General features: G+C 41.3%; 5 protein-coding genes. All 5 read left to right on the forward strand.

The genetic code is table 11. The annotated features are described in order from the left end of the window. On the forward strand, positions 1 to 288 hold a 288-nt coding region (locus FJW00_RS22295; protein WP_181405355.1), incomplete at its 5' end, for a hypothetical protein. Further along, entirely contained in the window at positions 285 to 1,262 is a 978-nt protein-coding gene (locus FJW00_RS06045; RefSeq protein WP_140923276.1) for a glycosyltransferase family 2 protein, read from the forward strand. The genes FJW00_RS22295 and FJW00_RS06045, both read left to right, overlap by 4 nt. 1 nt (position 1,263) lies before the next feature. Further along, a complete protein-coding gene (locus FJW00_RS06050) occupies positions 1,264 to 2,511 on the forward strand; it encodes a glycosyltransferase family 4 protein (protein WP_140923277.1) in 1,248 nt (415 codons plus the stop codon). After that, entirely contained in the window at positions 2,508 to 3,413 is a 906-nt protein-coding gene (locus FJW00_RS06055; protein WP_181405356.1) for an NAD-dependent epimerase/dehydratase family protein, read from the forward strand. Before FJW00_RS06050 ends, FJW00_RS06055 begins: the two co-directional genes overlap by 4 nt. 177 nt (positions 3,414 to 3,590) lie before the next feature. After that, positions 3,591 to 5,003, forward strand: a complete 1,413-nt coding sequence (gene gnd / locus FJW00_RS06060) for an NADP-dependent phosphogluconate dehydrogenase (RefSeq protein ID WP_140923279.1) — start codon at positions 3,591 to 3,593, stop codon at positions 5,001 to 5,003. Positions 5,004 to 5,211: the final 208 nt, after the last annotated feature.

Here is a 5,211-nt window from a genome sequence, read left to right on the forward strand (position 1 = left end):
CGAAGATTCAGAACTGAAGAACAGCTGCTTGAAGTTCATAAGGCCTGGCAGCTTGAAATAAATCGGAATCATGACGATCGAGAGTTAATATATCTCAAAGAAGAAAATGCTAGTCTAAAAGAACAACTTATACAGCAGGATAATATTATTAAGAGTTATGCTTTAAAAATTGAAAGATATATAAAATTCATTCAGTTCGCAAAGAAAACTCGTTCCGGCAAGAAAGCATACCGCACGTTAAAAATCTTAAAAAGATTTAAAGCACTAATTCATAAGGTTAAAAAATGAATGTTCAGCCTTTGCCATTGGTTTCCGTTTGTATTCTGACTAAAAATCCGGGCGCTATTTTCAGGTCGGTATTGCCAGCGGTTTTAAATCAAAAAACCGATTTTAGTTATGAAGTGATAGTTGTAGATTCTGGTTCTACGGATGGAACACTGGAGTTTATTAATGATTTGAAATCAAACAAAATAAAATTGCTTTCAATCAAACCTGCTGATTTTGGCCATGGTAAGACCCGCAACTATGCTGTCTCTGAGTCTTCTGGAGAGTTTGTTGCTATGATCACTCATGATGCCCTTCCTAAAAACGATTGCTGGTTACAAAGTATGATAGCTCCTTTCTTTGGGGATGAAGCTATTGCGGGTGTTTTCGGCCGACATGACGCATATGAGTCAGCCTCGCCCTTTACCAAAAGAGACATTGCATTACATTTTGACAATTTCCATGCTGGAAAAAAAATTGTTTGGCTGGATGATAAAGAGCGCTACGCAAAAGATGTTGGTTACCGTCAATGGTTACACTATTTCTCTGATAATAATGCAGCATTACGTAAGAGTGTCTGGAATAAAATTCCATATCCTGAAGTCGATTTTGCTGAAGATCAGCTATGGGCAAAAGAGATCATTGAAAAAGGATATAAGAAAGCTTATGCAGATGATGCAATTGTTTACCATTCACATAATTACAGCCTCGGACAGACATTTCGTCGATCTTATGACGAATCGCGAGCGCTAAAAAAGCTATTTGATTATAATATTTGCCCGAGTATTTTGAATGTATTTTATCAGACTCAAGCTTGCTCGCGTCGTGATGTTAAATATTTAAAGAGTGTTTTATATCATAGCAGTCTTAAATCGACATTAAACATCATTGCTATGCATTTTTTGAAGCAATCTGGATATTATCTGGGTAATAACTTCACTAACAATAAAACTATATTTCGCTTAGTTTCGCTCGATAACTCTATTAAAAGGAAGTAATATGACAATCAGAACGATTTTATCAATGGTTGCCAGAGTTCATAAAGATGAGGGTGTTCGTGGCGTTTTAACTCGCGTATATCGTAAATTAAAAAGTAAAGATACAACTATCAATGGTGTTCCGCTATCCAGTGCTATAAATATATTCAACAAAAGAGATGTTATTGGATTTTATGAATTTATAACTTTTCAAGATGTGGGAGTAGCTGATGCACTTAATAGCTACGCTGCCAAAAACACCATCAATTGGCTTATCCCTGATTTTGGTGTTGGTTCAGGTGGACACCTTAATATTTTTCGTTTCATTACAATGTTAGAGCGTAATGGATACAAAAATAATATCTGTCTTGTTGGTTCTCATCGTCATTCATCACCCGAAAAAGCAAAGGCTTTGATCAGTGAACATTTTTTTAAAATGGATGCTGAGGTTTTTTTTGGCATAGAATCATTACCTGAAGCTGAGTTTAGTTTCGCTACAGGCTGGACAACGGCTTATTATCTTCGAGCATTCAAACGTACACTGCACAAACTATATTTTGTCCAGGATTTTGAGCCCTCTTTTTATGCTGGCGGAAGTGAATATGCATTTGCCGAACAAACATATAAGTTTGGCTTTACAGGTGTATGCGCTGGGAATTGGTTAGCCAGTAAACTTAACCATGATTATGGAATGAAGACTCATGAAATAGGTTTTTCATATGATCGAGAACTCTACTTTCCTCACCCTGTACTTGGTGATGGCAAAAAAAGAGTTTTTTGTTACTTTCGCCCACCTACCATTCGGCGAGGTTTGGAAACGGCTCTTATCGCTCTCGATAGGGTCGCTACGCAAAATCCTGCCGTTGAATTTATATTTGCCGGTTGGGATATGAATGATTTCAAATTCGATCATCCTTTCCTTAATGCAGGTTTGCTATCCCTTGAGGAGTTACCTGATGTATATTCAAAATGCGATCTCGCATTAGTTCTTTCTTACACGAATCTTTCATTATTACCTCTTGAAATTATGGCGTGTGGATGTGTCGTTGTTTCAAATGAAGGTCCTAACGTCGAATGGCTTTTGAATAATAACAATGCTCAGCTTACCAGTAGTGATCCTGTAGAGATGGCTGACAAAATAGGTGAGCTGTTGCATGACTCCGACAAGATTGCACAGTTACGCAAGAATGGTATTGAGTTTGCTAACAGTACAAGCTGGGAAGATGAAGGATTGAAGTTGGTAAACATTTTAAAGAGGCTGGCAGAGTGAAAAAAGTACTTGTACTTGGAGCCAATGGGTTCATTGGTCAGAATATATGCCGCCAACTTATGGCCGATGGATATTTCGTGATTGCTGCTGATAAAGCTGACTCGGCTTTACACGCCTTTTATAGCCGATATAGTCAAGTTGATGTCATTAAATGTGATTTCACGTCTCTGATATCTGATGTTGATGCTGTTATCTACCTGGTTTCAACTTTATTACCGCAACCTTCAAATGAAAACGTTGAACGAGATATCCTTGAGAATCTTGTTCCGGTAATTCATTTGTTAGAGGCAATGAAGCAGTCGACGACATGTAAAAAGATTATTTTTGCTTCCTCTGGCGGTACTATTTACGGAAAACATGATGACAATATCGATGAGCACTCTTTATTGGACCCTAGGTGTTCTTACGGAATCATGAAGTTGACGGTTGAGAAATATCTTAGTTTATATAGTGATCTTTACGGTTTACAGAGCATTTCACTTAGACTTAGTAACCCTTACGGACCGGGACAGAATATTAATAGGCCACAGGGTGCAGTAGGTATTTTCTTACATAAAATGCTGCAGAACGCTCCCCTGGAAATATGGGGTGATGGCTCGGTAGTCAGAGATTATGTTTATATTGATGATGTTGCGACTGCCTTCTCCGCAGCGCTTAGTTATAGCGGCCATGAAAAAGTGTTCAATATTGGAAGTTCTACAGGCACATCATTGAATGAATTAATTGACTTGCTCTTTGAATTGACCTCAAGCAAATCAATTGTCACCTATTCTGAATCGAGAAATGTAGATGTTCCAAGTAATATTTTATCAGTAGAGCGAGCGAAAAATCACCTTGGTTGGGCGCCATCAGTCTCATTAACTGAAGGATTAGGAAGATTAACTTCACTTATGCGCAGTTAATTCCGGTGCCGAAATATTGAGCAGGTTGACTCAATTTTTTGTTACTTAATGCGCATTCTGATTTTTCTGTATATTTAATTGCTAATTCTGCTGTGCACTTATATTTATGCTGAGTTAACATGGCTCAACTAACAATCCACCTTTCGAGTTGGAATTCACACCTGACAGGAGTAACTAATGTCTAAGCAACAAATCGGCGTTGTAGGTATGGCAGTGATGGGCCGCAACTTGGCTCTTAACATTGAGAGCCGCGGTTACACTGTTTCAATCTTCAACCGTTCACGCGAAAAGACTGATGAAGTCATCGCTGAGAACCCGGGCAAGAAACTTGCTCCTTTTTACACCGTTGAAGAGTTTGTCGAATCGCTGGAAAAACCTCGTCGTATCCTGCTGATGGTTCAGGCGGGTGAAGCGACCGATAAGACTATCGCCTCTCTGACTCCACACCTGGATAAAGGCGACATTCTGATTGATGGTGGTAACACCTTCTACAAAGATACTATCCGTCGTAACAAAGAGCTGTCTGACCAGGGCTTCAACTTCATCGGTACCGGAGTTTCCGGTGGGGAAGAGGGCGCACTGAAAGGCCCATCTATCATGCCTGGTGGCCAGAAAGAAGCGTATGAGCTGGTTGCGCCAATCCTGGATAAGATTGCAGCACGTGCCGAAGATGGCGAAGCCTGTGTGGCTTACATCGGTCCTAATGGCGCGGGTCACTATGTGAAGATGGTTCACAACGGCATCGAATATGGCGACATGCAGCTGATTGCTGAAGCTTACGCACTGCTGAAAGGTGCGCTGGGTCTTAACAATGAAGAGCTGGCTGAAACCTTCACCGACTGGAACAACGGCGAGCTGAGCAGCTACCTGATCGACATCACCAAAGATATTTTCACCAAGAAAGATGAAGACGGTAAATACCTTGTTGATGTGATTCTGGATGAAGCAGCGAACAAAGGCACCGGTAAGTGGACCAGCCAGAGCTCGCTGGATCTCGGCGAACCTCTGTCCCTGATCACCGAGTCTGTCTTCGCGCGTTATCTTTCTTCGCTGAAAACCCAGCGTGTCGCGGCGTCTAAAGTCCTGAGCGGTCCACAGGCGCAGGCCTTCACCGGCGATAAAGCTGAGTTTATCGAGAAAGTTCGTCGTGCTCTGTACCTGGGTAAAATCGTCTCTTATGCCCAGGGCTTCTCACAGCTGCGTGCGGCATCAGAAGAGAACAACTGGGATCTGCACTACGGAGAAATCGCGAAGATTTTCCGTGCTGGCTGCATCATTCGTGCCCAGTTCCTGCAGAAGATCACCGATGCTTATGAAGCAGACGCGGGTATTGCTAACCTGCTGCTGGCGCCTTATTTCAAAGATATCGCGGATCAATATCAGCAGGCACTGCGTGACGTCGTTTCTTACGCCATCCAGAACGGTATCCCGACGCCGACCTTCTCTGCAGCGATTGCTTACTACGACAGTTATCGTTCAGAAGTCCTGCCTGCTAACCTGATTCAGGCGCAGCGTGACTACTTCGGTGCGCATACCTATAAACGCATTGATAAAGACGGTGTATTCCACACTGAGTGGTTAGAAAATTAATCATTTTATAAGCTCAGAAGCCCTCCACCTGGAGGGCTTTTTTTTATTTATATCTAGGCGCCTTTAACGCAATTCATGTAAACATGAATAAAAAGCCAGGAAATTTCAATTCTGATTTAGGTTCAATTCAGCTTCAGGGTTTAGCCACAATACTGATTTACCTTCTTCACCACTTGATAAAAGAATTTCTGTTTTTTCATTGCTTTGG

Origin of the sequence: Pantoea anthophila (genome assembly GCF_006494375.1) — a bacterium.
GTDB classification, from domain to species: Bacteria; Pseudomonadota; Gammaproteobacteria; order Enterobacterales; family Enterobacteriaceae; genus Pantoea; species Pantoea anthophila.